This window comes from Microbacterium sp. 2RAF4, from assembly GCF_052115285.1.
GTDB lineage: Bacteria > Actinomycetota > Actinomycetes > Actinomycetales > Microbacteriaceae > Microbacterium > Microbacterium oxydans.
In genome coordinates this window covers 461226-475442 of record NZ_JBFRGI010000001.1, presented here as the reverse complement: position 1 = coordinate 475442, position 14217 = coordinate 461226, and the positions used below count along the sequence as shown (strand labels likewise).

The 14217-nt window shown below is 66.6% G+C and carries 15 protein-coding genes and 4 tRNA genes; 9 read left to right on the top strand and 10 right to left on the bottom strand.

All coding sequences use genetic code 11. The annotated features are described in order from the left end of the window. The first annotated feature begins 19 nt into the window (after window positions 1-19). Window positions 20-1174, top strand: a complete 1155-nt coding sequence (locus AB4070_RS02360) for an alpha/beta hydrolase family protein (RefSeq protein WP_441978740.1) — start codon at window positions 20-22, stop codon at window positions 1172-1174. Here AB4070_RS02360 and AB4070_RS02355 read toward each other — a convergent pair. Then, the gene (locus AB4070_RS02355) at window positions 1158-1589 is read right to left on the bottom strand and encodes a SufE family protein (RefSeq protein WP_441978739.1); all 432 of its coding nucleotides are present in this window, start codon (window positions 1587-1589) and stop codon (window positions 1158-1160) included. The two genes, AB4070_RS02360 and AB4070_RS02355, sit on opposite strands and share 17 nt — an antisense overlap. Before the next feature lie 19 nt (window positions 1590-1608). Beyond that, complete coding sequence (locus AB4070_RS02350) at window positions 1609-2502, bottom strand: sulfurtransferase (protein ID WP_441978738.1); 894 nt, start codon at window positions 2500-2502, stop codon at window positions 1609-1611. A 145-nt stretch (window positions 2503-2647) separates the two neighbouring features. Here AB4070_RS02350 and zapE point away from each other — a divergent pair, with 145 nt between their 5' ends. The 4 genes from zapE (at window position 2648) to AB4070_RS02330 (ending at window position 6164) form a co-directional block, all read left to right on the top strand. Next, window positions 2648-3685, top strand: a complete 1038-nt coding sequence (gene zapE / locus AB4070_RS02345; RefSeq protein WP_441978737.1) for a cell division protein ZapE — start codon at window positions 2648-2650, stop codon at window positions 3683-3685. A 134-nt stretch (window positions 3686-3819) separates the two neighbouring features. Next, window positions 3820-5058, top strand: a complete 1239-nt coding sequence (locus AB4070_RS02340) for an ammonium transporter (protein ID WP_046747195.1) — start codon at window positions 3820-3822, stop codon at window positions 5056-5058. 20 nt (window positions 5059-5078) lie between these two features. Next, entirely contained in the window at window positions 5079-5663 is a 585-nt protein-coding gene (locus tag AB4070_RS02335; RefSeq protein WP_441978736.1) for a type II toxin-antitoxin system PemK/MazF family toxin, read from the top strand. A 114-nt stretch (window positions 5664-5777) separates the two neighbouring features. Beyond that, complete coding sequence (locus AB4070_RS02330; RefSeq protein WP_441978735.1) at window positions 5778-6164, top strand: SPW repeat domain-containing protein; 387 nt, start codon at window positions 5778-5780, stop codon at window positions 6162-6164. Window positions 6165-6233: 69 nt separating this feature from the next. On the opposite strand, the gene AB4070_RS02325 is transcribed toward AB4070_RS02330, so the two are convergent. After that, complete coding sequence (locus AB4070_RS02325; RefSeq protein ID WP_441978734.1) at window positions 6234-6677, bottom strand: GIY-YIG nuclease family protein; 444 nt, start codon at window positions 6675-6677, stop codon at window positions 6234-6236. A gap of 216 nt (window positions 6678-6893) precedes the next feature. Here AB4070_RS02325 and AB4070_RS02320 point away from each other — a divergent pair, with 216 nt between their 5' ends. Then, window positions 6894-7850, top strand: a complete 957-nt coding sequence (locus AB4070_RS02320; RefSeq protein ID WP_441978733.1) for a PQQ-dependent sugar dehydrogenase — start codon at window positions 6894-6896, stop codon at window positions 7848-7850. 20 nt (window positions 7851-7870) lie between these two features. Here the strand turns inward: AB4070_RS02320 and AB4070_RS02315 are convergent, their stop codons facing one another. The 4 genes from AB4070_RS02315 to AB4070_RS02300 form a co-directional block, all read right to left on the bottom strand. After that, complete coding sequence (locus tag AB4070_RS02315; protein WP_441978732.1) at window positions 7871-8752, bottom strand: aldo/keto reductase; 882 nt, start codon at window positions 8750-8752, stop codon at window positions 7871-7873. A gap of 101 nt (window positions 8753-8853) precedes the next feature. After that, window positions 8854-8985, bottom strand: coding sequence for a putative transporter small subunit (locus tag AB4070_RS02310; RefSeq protein WP_441978731.1), 132 nt, complete (start codon window positions 8983-8985; stop codon window positions 8854-8856). Next, window positions 8985-10631, bottom strand: a complete 1647-nt coding sequence (locus AB4070_RS02305) for a sodium:solute symporter family protein (protein WP_441979024.1) — start codon at window positions 10629-10631, stop codon at window positions 8985-8987. The genes AB4070_RS02310 and AB4070_RS02305 overlap by 1 nt, the downstream gene beginning before the upstream one ends. Before the next feature lie 465 nt (window positions 10632-11096). Beyond that, a tRNA-Val gene (locus AB4070_RS02300) sits at window positions 11097-11169 on the bottom strand. 151 nt (window positions 11170-11320) lie between these two features. Here AB4070_RS02300 and AB4070_RS02295 point away from each other — a divergent pair. From AB4070_RS02295 to AB4070_RS02285, 3 genes are all read left to right on the top strand, one after another. Next, a tRNA-Gly gene (locus tag AB4070_RS02295) sits at window positions 11321-11393 on the top strand. A gap of 54 nt (window positions 11394-11447) precedes the next feature. Further along, window positions 11448-11518: transfer RNA gene (locus tag AB4070_RS02290), tRNA-Cys, on the top strand. Between the two features lie 27 nt (window positions 11519-11545). After that, a tRNA-Val gene (locus AB4070_RS02285) sits at window positions 11546-11617 on the top strand. Window positions 11618-11771: 154 nt separating this feature from the next. Here AB4070_RS02285 and AB4070_RS02280 read toward each other — a convergent pair. Genes AB4070_RS02280 through AB4070_RS02270 form a run of 3 tightly spaced genes read right to left on the bottom strand, consistent with a single transcriptional unit; the run spans window position 11772 to window position 14160 of the window. Beyond that, window positions 11772-12998 carry a Dyp-type peroxidase gene (locus tag AB4070_RS02280; RefSeq protein WP_441978730.1) on the bottom strand — a complete coding sequence of 409 codons (1227 nt, stop codon included), beginning with the start codon at window positions 12996-12998 and terminating at the stop codon, window positions 11772-11774. Then, window positions 12998-13531 carry a copper chaperone PCu(A)C gene (locus AB4070_RS02275; RefSeq protein ID WP_441978729.1) on the bottom strand — a complete coding sequence of 178 codons (534 nt, stop codon included), beginning with the start codon at window positions 13529-13531 and terminating at the stop codon, window positions 12998-13000. The genes AB4070_RS02280 and AB4070_RS02275 overlap by 1 nt, the downstream gene beginning before the upstream one ends. Before the next feature lie 11 nt (window positions 13532-13542). After that, entirely contained in the window at window positions 13543-14160 is a 618-nt protein-coding gene (locus AB4070_RS02270) for a copper resistance CopC family protein (RefSeq protein WP_441978728.1), read from the bottom strand. Window positions 14161-14217 lie beyond the last annotated feature (57 nt).

Sequence of the window (14217 nt, the reverse complement as noted above, 5' to 3'; positions counted from 1 at the left end):
AGGCTAGAGTCAGGAAGCGATGAAGAGTCTCAGGCACGCCGTTACGCTCCTTGTCCCCGCGCTGTTCGCCTTCGGGGCAGCGTTCGCTCTCGTCGTGTTCGCGGTAGCCCGTCGGGTCGTCACCCCGATGCGCCGACCGACCGATACGCAGATCCTCGCGGTCGATACCGGTGCGCAGACCATCGAACTGCAGCGCACTCCCGACACCGAGCTCCCCGGGCGCTACGGCCTGTTCACGACAGGGACGTACGGCTACGTCAAGCTCGGTGCGGTGCTCAGTGCAGACAGCACGACCGTGCGACGCAAGCTGCTCACGCAGATCGAACCCGGTGCGCGAGTGGATCGCGCTGCGGCATTCAGCGGCTACTACTACTCCACTCCGAGCGAGCTGCACCTGCAGTGGGAGAACCTTCTGATCGGTTCTCCCGCGGGCCCGTGCCCTGCCTGGTACTTCCCTGCATCGTCGTCGACGTGGGTGATCCAGGTGCACGGCCGAGGAGCGACACGGGCGGAGTGCCTTCGCGCCGTGCCGGTCATGCACGCCGCGGGTCTTCCGACCCTGGTGGTGTCATACCGCAACGATGGCGAGGCTCCCCGCACCAGGGCCGGTGCGTATGCGCTCGGGGCGTCGGAGTGGCGTGACGTCGATGCCGCCATCGCGTACGCGCTCCGACACGGCGCAGAGCAGGTCATCCTGATGGGCTGGTCGATGGGGGGAGCGGTCTCGCTGCAGGCCGCGGTGAGTTCGGGCCACAGAGACCGCATCGCGGGGATCATCCTCGAGTCCCCTGTCGTCGACTGGCGCACGGTGCTGCGGTTCCAGGCGAAGCTCGCCGGAGTGCGGCCGCCCTTGCCCGAGCTCGCCATGGGGGCGCTGCAGATGCCTCTCACCGCGCGCCTCAGCGGCGCAGACGAGCCGATCCATTTCGATCGCCTGGACATGGTCGCCCGGGCGGAAGAACTGACCGCACCGATCCTGATCCTGCACAGCGACGACGACGGCTTCGTGCCAGCGGATTCGTCCCATGCCCTTCAGAACGCGCGCCCCGACCTCGTGACGATGCCGAAGTTCGCGGTCGCCCGTCACACGAAGCTGTGGAACTACGACCAGACCGGATGGACCACCGCGATCACGGACTGGCTCGACGCCAAGGGTCTCAGCGCTTCTGCATGACCTGGTTCTTCGCCCGCATCAGCATCCCGGTCATGCCTCCGATACGCAACGGCGACACGGCTCTGGTGAGGCCGATCGACTGCGGGTAGTCGTTCGGGATGGCGAGCACCTCATCGGCGGTGAGTCCGGTGAGCCCCTGCACCAGGATGCTCGCGAACCCGCGGGTGGTCGGCGCCTCCGGAGGCGCCGTCGCATGCATGGTCACGATGTCGTCCTGCACCTCGACGTGGATGTACACGGGAGATTGGCACTCTGCGACCCGCTCGTACATCTCGGGGTGCGCCGCGACCTCGTCGGAGACGTCCGGGAGCTCGTCCGAGAACTCGAGCAGCAGGAGGAGCCGATCCGACTCCGGGGTCTCCAGGAATCCCTCGCGGATCTCGGCAAGGGTGTCAGGAACGTCGCTCGTGCTCATCCCTGTCATTGTCACACGCTCAGACGGTACCCGGCTCTGAGCCCGCGACGATCGGCACGCGCACTGCGCTGCCCCACTCCGTCCAGGAACCGTCGTAGTTGCGGACGTTCTCGAACCCGAGGAGGTGCTTGAGCACGAACCAGGTGTGGCTCGACCGCTCACCGATACGGCAGTAGGCGACGACGTCGTCGCCGTCATTCAGGCCGGCGCCGTCACGGTAGATCGCGTCGAGCTCGGCCCGGGGGCGGAAACCGCCGTCTTCCGCGACCGCCTTCGCCCACGGCACGCTCTGCGCGGTGGGGATGTGCCCCGCTCGCAGCGTCCCCTCCTCGGGGTACGCGGGTGCCGTGGTGCGCTCACCGGAGTACTCCTCGGGCGAGCGCACATCGATCAGAGGGCTGCCGATGTGCGCCAGGACGTCTTCCTTGTAGGCGCGGATCACGGAGTCGTCGCGCTCGACCACGGGGTACTCCGTGGCCGGCCGGGAGGTCGCCTCCCGGGTGAGTTCCCGTCCTTCGGCGATCCAGCGGTCACGTCCGCCGTCGAGCAGGCGCACGTCCTCGTGGCCGAACAGGGAGAACACCCAGAGGGCGTAGGCGGCCCACCAGTTGTTCTTGTCGCCGTAGATCACGACCGTGTCGTCACGGGCGATGCCCTTGCGGCTGAGCAGTTCGGCGAAGCCCTCGCCGTCGACGTAGTCACGCACCACCGGGTCGTTGAGCTCGGTGTGCCAGTCCACTTTCACCGCTCCCGGGATGTGGCCGGTCTCGTAGAGCAGGACGTCTTCATCGGATTCGACCACCACGAGGCCGGGGGTCCCCAGCCGCTCCGCGAGCCACTGCGTGGTCACGAGGCGGCCCGGCTCGGCGTACTCGGCGAACTTGGGGGAGGAGGAATCGAACTCGATGGCCATGGGGTCTCCGAAGCGTTGAGCGGACGAGGGTGCTGCTGCAGACGGCGTAGTGTTGTTCCGTCCCTTCGACGATAGATCCCCGCCGAGCACCCTGCGCCCGATTCGTAAGACTTCGACACAGGTGAGCACCTGATCCAGGACCGTGATGACCGACCCGACCAGCCGCACGGGAATCGTGCACCTCACCGAGCGCCAGCCGACCGTCAGCGGACCCGAGATGCTGGCGAGCCTGGTGCCGCCGCCGCAGTTCGACACTGCGACGTTCGACAGCTACCGCGCGGACCCCGCCTACCCCTCGCAGGAAGAGGCGAAGGAGACGCTGATGCGCTTCGCCGGACGAGGTGCCCCCGTGAAGCGCGGAGGTCTGTTCAGTCGGGCGAAGAAGGAGCCGGAGCTCAAACCGGGCGTCTACCTCGACGGTGGATTCGGTGTGGGCAAGACACACCTGCTCGCCTCGATCTACCACGCGATGCCGGCTCGTCGGAAGTACTTCGGCTCGTTCATCGAGTACACCGCCCTCGTCGGCGCGCTCGGCTACAAGAACACCGTCGACCTGCTCAAGGGCGCCGACCTGTTGTGCATCGACGAGTTCGAGCTCGATGACCCGGGCGACACGATGGTCATGACGCGCCTGTTGGGCGAGCTCGTTCCGACTGGCACCAGGCTCGCCGCCACCTCGAACACCCCTCCCAACGCACTCGGTGAGGGACGCTTCGCCGCACAGGACTTCCTGCGCGAGATCCATGCCATGTCCGACAGCTTCCAGACGCTGCGCATCGACGGCGTCGACTTCCGCCAGCGCGCCCTCGACGGTCACGCCGTGGTGCTCGACGACGACGCCTACGCTGCGGCCGTCGCGGCAGCTGCGGCGACAGGCGCCGCGTCTGATGACCGCTTCGACGATCTGATCCGCCACCTCGCACAGGTGCATCCGTCGCGCTACATCCGACTCATCGACGGCCTCGGCGGCGTGGGTGTGCGCGACGTCCGTCGGCTGACCGATCAGTCGGAGGCATTGCGCTTCGTCGCCTTCGTCGACCGCGTGTACGACGCGCAGATCCCGATCCTCGCCACCGGGCTCGGCCTCGATGCGGTGTTCTCCGACGAGATGCTCGCCGGCGGGTACCGCAAGAAGTACCTGCGCGCCATCTCCCGACTCAACGCCCTGACACATTCTGCGTAAGCCCGGAGGCGCGCGTAACGCGATGTTCACGGGCGGAGCCGCGCTGTAACAGCGGGGAAACAAACCTCACGCATTGGCGAAACCGCAGGTCGTCACACTGAAGCTCTCAATTACTTCGGATGTGAGGTTTTCCTATGGATGCTCCCGGCAACATCTCGTGGGCGATCACCGCGACAGCGCTGGTGCTGCTCATGACGCCCGGCGTCGCCTTCTTCTACGGCGGTCTCGTCAAGGCGAAGAGCGTCGTCAGCATGATGATGATGAGCTTCGGCTCCATCGGACTCGTCGCCGTGCTGTGGATTCTCTTCGGCTTCTCGATGAGCGCCGTCGACAGCCCGACCGCCTTCGCAGGCAACCCGTTCGCCGACTTCGGCTTGTCGAGCCTGGCCGCAGGCGAGGGGTCGAACGTCGCTCTCCTCGGCGTCGCCTACGGTGCCACCTTCGCGATCATCACCGTCGCCCTGATCTCCGGGGCGATCGCGGATCGCGCGAAGTTCGGCAGCTGGCTGATCTTCGCCGGTATCTTCGCGACGGTGGGTTACTTCCCCGTGGCCGCGTGGGTCTGGGGCGGTGGCTGGATCATGAACCTCGGCACCACGCTCTTCGGTGAGGACAGCGGCATCGGCGTGATCGACTATGCCGGCGGAACGGCCGTGCACATCAACGCGGGTGCCGCGGCCCTGGCCCTGGCTCTGGTCCTCGGCAAGCGCATCGGCTTCCAGAAGGGCATCCTGAAGCCGCACAACGTGCCGCTGACGCTCCTCGGTGCCGCCCTGCTGTGGTTCGGCTGGTTCGGCTTCAACGCCGGCGCCGAGTGGCTCGCGGAGGACATGGGCGGTGTGGGACTCATCGGTCTGAACACTCTGGGTGCGACCGCCGCAGCCATCCTCGGCTGGATCCTGGTCGAGAAGATCAAGGACGGCAAGCCCACCTCGGTCGGCGCCGCCTCGGGAGCCGTCGCCGGTCTGGTCGCGATCACCCCGGCATGCGCCAACCTCACGCCGGGCTGGGCCCTGCTGCTCGGCGCACTCGCCGGTGTCGTCTGCGCACTCGCCATCGAGCTGAAGTTCCGTCTGGGCTTCGACGACTCGCTCGATGTCGTGGGCATCCACCTCGTCGGCGGCCTCATCGGAACGCTCTACCTCGGGTTCTTCGCCACCGAGACCGGACTGTTCGTCGGTGGGGATGCGCGCCAGCTCGCCGTGCAGCTGATCGCCGCCCTCGGCGTGCTGATCTACTCGTTCGTCGTGGCCTTCATCATCGGCTTCGCCATCCAGAAGACGATCGGCTTCCGCGTCACGAACGAAGACGAGATCGCCGGTGTCGACCAGGTCGTGCACGGCGAGGAGGGCTACGCACTCGCCGACGCGTGATCTGCGGTTAGGGTGACCGTGTGAGCAAGACCAACGGCATCCTGGCAACACTCGCGGAGATCCTGCTCAAGGCAGTGGGCTCCGGCCGGGCGTCTCGGACATCAGGTCCGAGGCGCCCGGACGCGCGTCTACGCACCCCTCAGGAGGGTGCCTCGCGTTCGGAGCGGGACGCGGATCGCGGACGCGGTCGCGGCACGGAGACCGTACGCATCGACCCGGGGCGCATCCGGAGTCTGCGAGTGGCCTACGCGCCGCAGCGGGACGGCGCACCGGATGCAGGCGAGATCGTCTGGACTTGGGTCCCGTACGAGGAGAACGACGGGCGCGGGAAAGACCGCCCCGTGCTCGTGATCGGGCGTGAGTCCGCCGATCGCGTCTACGCGGTGCGGATGACCAGCAAGCCGCACGACGGGGAGCACGACTACCTCTCGATCGGGTCGGGCGCGTGGGATTCTCAGGGCCGAGAGTCCTGGGTGGACATCGAACAGTTGTACAGCGTGCACGAGCGCGGGCTGCGTCGCGAGGCCGCTGTCCTCGACCGCCGCCGTTACGACCGTGTCGGAGCAGCTCTCGCACGGCGCTACGGCTGGTCCGTCGACGGCTGAGGTCTCGGCTGCCTCCGACGCGGAGAAATCGCATGAACCGGGGAGCAATCCGATCGGACGTGTGCTTCGAACCATCGGTGAGTCGCGAAAAGCGGCGCCACCCAAGGAGGAATCATGCGTTTCATCCCCACCAAGGTCCACGGAGTCCTCGACTACATCGTCGGCATCGCGCTCATCGCCGCCCCCTGGCTGTTCGGCTTCGCGAGCGTCGGCGGAGCAGCGGTCATCATCCCGATCGTGCTCGGCGTCGGTCTGATCGTCTACAGCCTCTTCACGAAGTACGAGTGGGGCCCCTTCGGATTCATCCCGATGCCCGTCCACCTCGTGTTCGACATCGTCGCCAGTCTGTTCCTCGCTCTCTCGCCGTGGATCTTCGGATTCGCCGGTGAGGCGCTCAACGTCTGGCTCCCGCACGTCGTGGTCGGGGTCGCCGTGATCCTCGTGGTGCTGTTCTCCCAGCCGCAGCCCGCGACCGCCCGGGGACGCGCCGCGACGGCCTGACCCCACCCCCGGACGCGGTGCCGGGCGACTGGACTTCCCGAAGCAGTCGCCCGGCATCGTCATGTCCGGCTAGTCCCGTGTGCCTTCGACGCCGCGGAGCGCGTCGCTCACCCAGCGGCCATAGAGCCGCCAGGGATCGCCCTCCCGCTGGAGCGCGGCGACGTGGGTGCGGAGCTCATCCGTGAACGTGAACCATTCGCCTCCTTCACGGATGCCGGCGAAGTCCCTGTGGCGTTGCTGCTCGACAGATCGCCCTCCGCGCTCGAAGGCGAGGAGCTCTTCATGCCGGATGCTCGCCAATCTCTGCCGCGGACGGCGGCTCGTGCCGATCTTCACGCGGCGGTCGAAGCGGATGTAGTAGACCACGTCGACCCGGGGGAGGTGGAGGTCGGGATCGGGAGCGTCACCGTAGCGCCAGCCGCAGGAGGTGCAGCACAAGGCACCGTCTCGGCGGATGCCCCGCGCGTTCCCGCAGAGGGCGCACGGACCCGGGAGCGTGAGTTCGGACGACACCGTGGCAGGCTACGCGCCGCCTCGGACACGCGGCCTTCTCCCTGGCCTGCGACGCGAATAGTGTCGAGTCCATCGGCGGAGGGAGCGAGGATGGTGGCGGCAGTGCGGATGGTGAAGACGTCGCTTGCCCTGTGGCTTGGTGCGATCGCACTTGTCGCGTGCGCGCCGACCAATCCCACGCCACCGGCCCCGACGCGCCCTGCGGAGTCCGGGCAGATGTCACTCGGCGAAGTCACGACGATCGCGGAAGGTCTGGCGGCCCCCTGGTCCATCGCCTTCTCCGGAGACGTCGCGTTGATCAGTGAACGTGACACCGCCCGCATCGTCGAGGTCTCGGAAGAGGGGGCGCTGCGTGAGGTCGGCGTGGTTCCCGGAGTCGAGCCGCGCGGCGAGGGCGGGCTCCTCGGCATCGCGGTACGGGATGCGTGGCTGTACACGTATTCGACGGCCGCCGACGAGAACAGGGTGCAGCGTTTCGCCCTGTCGGGGCTGCCGGGGGCGATGGAGCTCGGCCGGTCGGAGACGATCCTCTCCGATCTCCCGGCCGCGGGGAACCACAACGGCGGACGGATCGCCTTCGGCCCGGACGGCATGCTCTACGTCACGGTCGGAGACGCAGGAGATCGCGATGGCGCACAGGACCTGGACTCGCTGGCAGGGAAGATCCTCCGCATCACGCCCGACGGGGAGATCCCACAGGACAATCCTGTTGCCGGATCACCCGTCTACAGCTTCGGCCACCGCAACCCGCAGGGGCTCGCGTGGGATGAGGACGGCATCCTGTATGCGAGTGAGTTCGGGCAGGACACCTGGGACGAACTGAACGTGATCATCCCGGGCGGCGACTACGGGTGGCCGACGGTCGAGGGCATCGCCGATCGCGACGAATTCATCGATCCCGTCCAGCAGTGGCAGCCGGACATCGCGAGTCCGAGTGGCATCGCGATGACATCGGGATCGATCTTCATCGCGAACCTCCGAGGAGAGCGACTTCGGAGTGTGCCGCTCTCCGACCTCCGCAGCGTCGAGGAGCACTTCGTCGGCGCGCTCGGGAGGCTGCGTGACGTCGCGGTCGCTCCGGACGGGTCGCTCTGGATCCTCACGAACAACACGGACGGGCGTGGCGATCCGCGCGAAGGCGACGACCGCGTCGTCCGTGTCCAGATCGAGTAGCGCGGCGGCCGGCGCCGACCTCACTCTTCGGGAATCTCGCGCCCGAACGCCTCAAGCGTGATGGCCTCAGGCTCAGGTCCACCGCGCACACCGAAGTCCAGATCGTCGATGCGGCTGATCTCATCGGCGCTGAGGACGAAGTCGAAGACATCGAAGTTCTCGGTGATGCGAGCGGGCGTGACGGACTTAGGAATGGCCTGGACGCCGTTCTGGAGATGCCAGCGCAACATCACCTGAGCGGCCGTCTTGCCGTGCGCCTCGGCGATCGCACGGATCACGGGGTCGTTGAACGTGCTCCGGGATTCGTCTCCTCGGTACGACGTGATGCCGCCGATCGGCGACCATGCCTGGGTGAGGATGCCGTGCTCCGTGCCGAACCGCTGCAGCGGCTTCTGCGAGAAGTACGGGTGCACCTCGATCTGGTTCACCGCCGGCACGACGGTGGTCTCTGCGAGCAGCAGTTCGAGATGGGGCACCATGAAGTTGCTCACGCCGATCGCTCGGACCTTGCCCTCCGCGAGCAGGGCCTCGAGAGCCCTGTAGGCGCTGATGGTGCGATCGAACTCGCCGGGAAGGGCTTGGTGGAGGACGAAGAGGTCTATCACGTCGACCTGCAGCTTGCGGACGCTCTTCTCCCACGCGTGGAGCGTCTCCGAATACCCGTAGTCGGAGATCCAGACCTTCGTCTCGATGAAGACCTCGTCGCGCGGGAAACCCGACCCCCGGAGCGCGTCGCCCACGCCGCGTTCGTTCCCGTATGCCGCCGCGGTGTCGATGAGTCGGTATCCGACCTCGAGAGCGGAAGCGACGGCGTCCGCGGTCTCGACGGGGGGAGTCTGGAAGACACCGAAACCCAGTGCGGGCATCGCGACGCCGTTGTTCAGTGTGAGGTGAGTGGTCATGACTCGACGCTATGCCTGGTCGTCTGAGGCCGGGAGTTACGGTCAGTACCCCGAAGACCCCGCACAGGCGATCGTCGTTGCCTGAGCGGGGTCCTCGGTCGTCAGATGATGTCGCGTCCTTCGCGTTTCGCTTCCTTGGCATCTCTCACGAAAGCGCGGATCACGACGGTGAGCACGCCGACGACGATGATCGGCCACACCAGCACGTAGGCGGTCAACAGCAGGGTCTCCATCAGGCGTCCTTTCCGGCGAGCGTGTTGTCGCCCTTCACATCGGCGGTCGGCGCGACCGCCACGGTGTCGAAGCTGCCGGTGCGTTCCTTGATCAGGTCGAAGTCGAATCTCCTCGTCCTGTTCAACATGGTGAGCCCCACGCAGACGAGCGTGCTCACCGCGTAGGCCACCAGCGAGCCCGACAGCACCGGGTACTCGTGGAGGAAGCCGATCGCGAACGGGGCCGAGATGACGGTGGCGAGCACGCCGACGATCAGTGCCACCCGCAGGCCGAAGAAGCCGAACGACATCAGGGCGAGGACCACCCCGATCCCGATGACCGACAGGATGTCACTCACGAGCCCCCAACCGCCGGATAGCGAGATCCACTCGAAACGCACCGGTAGGAATGCGGCGAGGGCGGCTATCACGGCGATGCTGAACGCGGAGTTCGTGACGCGATCCCAGTAGAAGCTCGCGATGACGGGGAAGACGAGTGCTCCCCACATCGCGCCGACGAAGACCAGCAGGTCGAGGATGTTGAACTGCATCGACGCGAAGCAGAGCGCAGCGGCCGTCGCACCGATCATCGTGAGTCGGCCGACGAGCAGCATCGTCTTCGGGCTCGCGTTCTTCTTCCCCGCGATGTTCTGTCCGTAGACGTCGGCCATCATGATCGACGAGAGCGCTGTCATGTCGGCATCCGCAGTGGAGGACAGCGATCCGATGATCATGACGAAGAACACGCAGATCAGCAGCGGCGGCAGATAGGTCGACGCCATCTGCGGGATCAGGTTGTTCACATCGCCGTCCATGGGCTGGACTCCGGCGTACAGGGCGAGCACGCCCAGCATGCCGATACCGATGATCGATGCGCCGTAGCCGAAGGTCGCAGTGACGAACGTCTTCTTGATCAGGTCCTCGCGGACCGCGAAGAGACGCTGCGCGATGGTCTGGTTCCCGATGGCATAGGCCAGCACGGCCGCGATGTACGGCGCTCCCTGGTTGAAGAACGCATCCGAGGAGAAGAAGTCTCCCTGCTGCGGCGTGAGGTTCGACGCGCCCGTGACGAACAACTCGGGTCCCCCCGCGGCGAAGAAGATCACCGGGACGATGATCGCGACCGCCCCCAGCATGGCGATGACCTGCGCGAAGTCCGTCAGCACGGAGGCCCGGAAACCGGACCACAGCGTGTAGGCGAGGACACCGATCGCGATGGCGACGATGCCCTGCGTGAACGTGAAGGGCGACAGCATCGCGACCAGCGCCCCGCCGGCGATCAGGTTCGATGTGAGGCTGATCAGGCTCCCGAGCACGTTGGAGCCGGCGAGCATGAGCTGGCTCGAGCGCCCGTGCCGGGCGAACATCACTTCGGCGATGGTGTGCGCGTGGGGCGCGACCTTGCGGATGCGTCGCCCGAAGGGGTAGATGAGCAGGATCATCAGCGCGCCCCAGAGGCCGTAGTGGATGGGCCCGGAGATGCCGTAGGTGTATCCGGATGTCGCAGAGGCGTACATCGAGGATGCCCAGATCCAGGTGGCCGTCATCGACGCGGCCGAGATGCCGAAGCCGATCTTGCCGCCGCCGGTCATGTATCCGTCGGCGTTCTCCCTTCTTCGGGAGATGCGGATGGACATGTAGAGGCTGCCGCCGAAGAACAGCAGCATGAGCAGGACCACGATCGGGCCTGACAGTGTGGTGAATTCTTCCACCGGGTACTCGCTTTCTCGTCGTGATGCGGCGATGCCGCCTGTCGATGGAGAACGAGTCCCGCTAGGTGGGGGAGTACTGCGTCGTCTGGTGTTGGGGATTGCGGGGGCTGCGGTAAGCGGTCGACATGGTGAGAACGAACCTGGACCACTGAGGCGCATCGCAGCACACAGACGAGTGGCCCGGGGTGCGGCTCCTTTCGGGACGGCCGTTTCCGGGCGCACCGAACAGCAGTGCATCCTCGAACGGGATTCGTGGATCGCGTCGGCGAGCGTTCGGGCATCTGACGCGTGAGATCACGGTGGGCCGGTGATCATCGCTCGGGGGACGAGCGTCTTTCGACCATAGCAAGTTCTCAGAAACCTCGCGGGGCGCGTGGCGATGCAACAGAAAAGCCCCCGGAAGGACCGGGGGCTGGATAGTGGGCGATACCGGACTCGAACCGATGACCTCTTCCGTGTGAAGGAAGCGCGCTACCAACTGCGCCAATCGCCCATACCTGTGGGGTACGTCAACCGATACTACCGGACGCTTCGGGGCGGTGAAGACCACTCGGCGAGACACGCGCGAGATTCGCTGCCGGTTTGGCGGAGTGCAGATCTTCGGCTAATGTTTCATGAGTGCCCGGGACAACCGGGAACGAAATGCGGATGTAGCGCAGTTGGTAGCGCACAACCTTGCCAAGGTTGGGGTCGCGAGTTCGAGTCTCGTCATCCGCTCGAGTGCAGCAGGTCTTCTCAGGAAGGCGTGCAGCACGTGGGGTCAATCCACACGGTGGCGTGGCCGAGCGGCTAGGCACCGGCCTGCAAAGCCGTTTACACGGGTTCGAATCCCGTCGCCACCTCACGGGAAAACTGAATAGCCCCAACGGGCGCGATTGGCGCAGCGGTAGCGCGCTTCCCTGACACGGAAGAGGTCACTGGTTCGATCCCAGTATCGCGCACAGATAGAAACCCCCGGATTTCCGGGGGTTTTTTCGTGTTCCGCGCTGCTCTTCCCCCCCCGAGTAGGGGATGTCGGATCGATGAGCGGATGTCGGGCCCGAACCGGGCTTTCGCGCCGACATCCGTTCATCGGACCCGACATCCGCCGCCGGTTCACGCGAGAAGCGTCTCCCCGATGTACCCGCCCTCCCCGCATCCGGGTGGGATGGCGAACACTGCTGAGCCGATCGGGACGGTCCATTCGTTGAGCAGGTCGAGCTCGTCCAGTCGACGCTGCATAGGGATGAACTGCCGCTCGATGTCGGCCTGGAACGAGATGAAGATCAGCCCGGACTCGGAGACCTCGGCGCCGACCGGACGTTCGTCGTAGTTGTACGCGCGGCGGAAGATCTTCTCGCTGCCATCGCCGCGAGCGCGCCGGATGTGCGCGAACTGCGGGATCACGGGGAATCCGATCGACGTCTTGGCCTCGAAGTCCGGTTCGTCGAACTCCTCCGTTCCGGTCAGCGGTGCGCCGTTGGCGAGAGTCCGCCCCACGGAGGCATCCCGTCCGCCGCGGTCCAGCCGATCCCACTTGTCGAGATCCATCCGGATGCGTCGGAGCACCATGCCCGTGCCGCCCGCCAGCCACCCGTCTGCGCTCCACACGATTCCGTCGAAGTCCGCCGTGCCCGGTTCGGGGTTGGTCGTGCCGTCGACCTGCCCGAAGAGGTTCCGCATGGTCGTCCCCGGGCGCTCTGTGCCGTAGGCGCGACGAAAGCCCTGCTGGGTCCATCGGATGCTCGCGAAGCCACGGGCATCCTTCAACAGCATCCTCGTTGCATGGGCGACCGTCAGCGGATCGTCACCGGCGATCTGGAGCAGAAGGTGACCGTCCGAGAACTCCGGGCGCAGCTGATCCACGCCGAACGCCGGCAGAGGCGCGAGCCACGACGGGCTCGTTCCGCCTGCGCGTGCGACCAGGTCGGGGCCGAAGCCGAAGGTGATGGTCAGCCGCGCGGGTGCGAGGGCGAGCTCCGGCTCGGAATCGGCGAGGGCGGGGAGGCCCTGTGTGAGCCGGGCCGCGTCGTCCGTCAGTATCCGCATCAAGCGGACGAGCCCGTCGCGGTCCACATCATCATGGAGGTCGAGGCCCACGAAGACACCGTGAGCCTGCGCTGCGGTGTCGACACCGGCCTGGTGTGTACCGAAGAACGGCACCGTCTGCTCGCCGTTCATCGGAGCGGCGACCGGCTTCGTGTCGTCCTTCTGATCGTTCAGGGCGAGATCCACTCCGACGGCCGCGACCGCGCCGACGCCGGCGACAGCTCCTCCGAGGAGGAACTGTCGCCGGGTCGACCCGGTGCGACGGGAGCGGGCGCCCTCAGCGGGCGCCGACATCACTGCCCCGAGCCGTCTTGCATGTCGTCGCCCTCGTAGTTCTCGTTCGCACCGGAGTAATCCTTGACGGGTGCGGTGAACTCGAATGTCGAGTCGTCGGAGAAGGTCAAGGTGAAGGTGACGTCACTGCCTGCGGCGAGGGGACCGGTCAGATCCATCATCATGATGTGGTTCGCGCCGGGCTCCAGAAGGAGGCTCCCGCCGGCGGGGATGATGAAGCCGCCGTCCTTCTCGCGCATCACCATCTCTCCGGCCTCGTTTTCGACGGTCTCGTGCAGCTCGAGCATGTTCGACGCCTCGGACGCGACGGAGACGACGGTCACATCGTCGTCACCGCTGTTGACGAGTGTGCCGAATCCTGCCGACATGCCCTCGTCGGCCGACTTGACCCAGGCATCCTCGATGGTGACGGTGTCGCCGGCCGGGCGGGGCGCCGATTCGGTCGGCGTGCTCTCCGGAGAGCACCCCGTGAGCGCGAGGAGGGAGACAGCGATCACAGCTGCCAGGCGGGGAAGGTGCTTCGTGGTGTTCATGATGGTGCCTTTCACAGGTCATCTGCCGCGGATTCGCCGGCTTCCGGCGGTGCGGCTGCCGTCCGAGGACGGCGAAGGAATCGAATGGCGACGAAGGCGAGGACGGCGACAGCCGCCCCGCCTGCGCCGATGAGCAGCACCCTGGGGATGCCGCCGGAATCTGCTGCGGTCTGCTCCGACTGTTCTGCCGATGCGGGAGGACTCTCTGTCGAGCCGCCGGCCGTCGGGGCCCGCATCGGCTCGGCATCGCCGACCGCGAAGGGGATGACACCCGCGATCGGGTGTCCGTCCTCCGACACGACCTGCCAGCGCACCTGATAGCCGGCGACAGGCATCTCCGGAGCGAGCGGGGCCGTGACGGTGCGCCCGGCGACCGTGACGTCGCCGGCGACCCAGTCCCTTCCCGAGGCGTCGACGACCAGGACGACGGCCCCGGTCAGCGACTCGTCGAGGACCAGGAGCTCGCCGGAGAAGGTCATCGTGATGCTTCCGGGGGAAGACGCCAACTGCTCGTCGGTGGCCGGAGTGCTGGATACCAGCTGGTCGTGGGCGGACGCGGGCGTGGCGATCGCGAGGGTCGCGACCGTCGCCAACGCCAACCCGGCCGCAATCCTGCGGACAGGGGACATGGGAATGGCCTCTCATCAGACGTCGCGTGCGCGACGTTCATGCATGCGTTCAGACCC